Consider the following 2,101-nt stretch of genomic DNA (forward strand, 5'->3'; position numbering starts at 1 on the left):
GCTTTAGCGCTTACTCCGGTCCCATGCAACATTGTTGTGTCGACCGGAGTTGGCGCTTTAGCGCTTACTCCGGTCCCATGCAACATTGTTGTGTCGACCGGAGTTGGCGCTTTAGCGCTTACTTCGGTCCCATGCAACATTGTTGCCGTGTTACTTAAAGCACCTTGGCTTCGGTCTTCAGCTTCTCGACCAGCGTCTTCACATCCGGCACCATCACACCGGCGGAGCGCTTCGGCGGCTCAGCGACCTTCAGCGTCTTCAGGCGCGGTGCCACGTCAACACCCAGGTCTTCCGGCTTGATGACTTCCAGCGGCTTCTTCTTCGCCTTCATGATGTTCGGCAGCGTCACATAGCGCGGCTCGTTCAGGCGCAGGTCCGTGGTGACCACAGCGGGCAGGCTCAGCGACAGCGTTTCCGCACCGCCGTCCACTTCACGCGACACGGTAGCTTTACCGTCGGCGACAACGACCTTCGAGGCGAACGTGGCTTGCGGCAGGTTAGCCAGCGCGGCGAGCATCTGGCCGGTCTGGTTCGAATCGTCGTCGATGGCCTGCTTGCCGAGAATGATCAGCGAAGGCTGTTCCCTGTCGACCAGTGCCTTCAGCAGCTTGGCGACAGCCAGCGGTTGCAGCTCTTCGTTGGATTCGATCAGGATGGCGCGGTCCGCGCCGATCGCCAGCGCCGTGCGCAGCGTTTCCTGCGATTGCGTCACGCCTGCCGACACGGCGATCACTTCGGTCGCCACGCCCGCTTCCTTCAGACGAACTGCTTCTTCCACTGCGATTTCGTCGAACGGATTCATCGACATCTTCACATTCGCGATGTCGACGCCCGTGTTGTCCGACCTCACGCGCACCTTCACGTTGTAATCAACTACTCTCTTCACAGCGACAATGATCTTCAAGATGTTTTGCCTCAGCGTTAAGGATAGGTATAAAAACCCTGTCCACTCTTTCGTCCAAGATAGCCCGCGTCCACCATTTCCTTGAGCAAAGGCGCCGGACGATATTTCGAATCGTTGAAGTCGCGGTACAACACGTCCATGATCGCGAGCATCGTATCGAGTCCGATGAGGTCCGCCAGCGCCAGCGGTCCAATCGGGTGATTGGCGCCCAGCTTCATGCCCTCGTCGATCTCTGCGGCGCTCGCGTGGCCTTCGTGAAGCACGAAAATCGCTTCATTGATCATCGGTATCAGAATGCGATTGACCACGAAGCCTGGGGAATTCTTCACGCAAATCGCGGTCTTCCCGATACGTTTTGCAAGGCCGACGGTCGCATCGAACGTGACGTCGCTAGTTTGAAGGCCGCGAATCACTTCGACGAGCGCCATCAACGGAACGGGGTTGAAAAAGTGCATCCCCGTGAAGCGGCTCGGGTCATTGAGCGTCGCACCGAGCCTCGTGACGGACACCGATGAAGTATTGGTCGCGATGATGGCATTCGGCCGCACGATGGCATCCAGCTTCCTCAGAATCTGCTCTTTGATCTGAACATGTTCCGTCGCAGCCTCGATCACGAAGTCGCATTCGGCAAGCACGGTCAAAAGAGTGCTTCCCTTGATTCGTTCCAACGCCGACGCTGCCTCGGCTGAAGTCGTTTTCCCCTTCGATACCATCCGCCCGAGATTCGCCGCGATGCTTTCGATGCTGCGTTTTACTGCATGTTCATCGAGATCCGTGACGATCACGTCGAGGCCGGCTATTGCACAGACCAGCGCGATGCCGCTTCCCATTTGCCCCGCGCCTACGATTCCAATTGTTTGCATATCGCTCGTCAATCACATGTTCGGATAGTTCGGCCCGCCGCCGCCTTCAGGCGTCACCCACACGATGTTCTGCGTCGGGTCCTTGATATCGCAGGTCTTGCAGTGCACGCAGTTTTGCGCGTTGATCACGAGGCGTTCGCTGCCGTCGTCGTTCTTCACGAACTCATACACTGCGGCCGGGCAATAGCGTGACTCCGGACCGGCATAGGTCTGCCAGTTCACGTTCACCGGCACCGAAGGATCTTTGAGCGTCAGGTGAGCCGGCTGATTCTCTTCATGGTTGGTGTTGGAAATAAACACTGAAGAGAGCCGGTCAAACGTCAGCTTCCCATCC

3 protein-coding genes are annotated in these 2,101 nt (G+C 57.7%); all 3 read right to left on the bottom strand.

Going from position 1 to position 2,101, the window contains the following annotated elements; translation table 11 throughout:
* Positions 1–154: 154 nt before the first annotated feature.
* Entirely contained in the window at positions 155–904 is a 750-nt protein-coding gene (locus tag DLM46_RS38815) for an electron transfer flavoprotein subunit beta/FixA family protein (RefSeq protein WP_115110381.1), read from the bottom strand.
* Between the two features lie 17 nt (positions 905–921).
* Positions 922–1,767: a 3-hydroxybutyryl-CoA dehydrogenase gene (locus tag DLM46_RS38820; protein WP_115110384.1), complete on the bottom strand. Its 846-nt coding sequence runs from the start codon at positions 1,765–1,767 to the stop codon at positions 922–924.
* A gap of 12 nt (positions 1,768–1,779) precedes the next feature.
* Positions 1,780–2,101 (bottom strand): 4Fe-4S dicluster domain-containing protein (locus tag DLM46_RS38825; RefSeq protein ID WP_208866448.1); only part of this gene is annotated, 322 nt, incomplete at its 5' end.

It is taken from the genome of Paraburkholderia lacunae, assembly GCF_003353175.1.
Lineage (GTDB): Bacteria > Pseudomonadota > Gammaproteobacteria > Burkholderiales > Burkholderiaceae > Paraburkholderia > Paraburkholderia lacunae.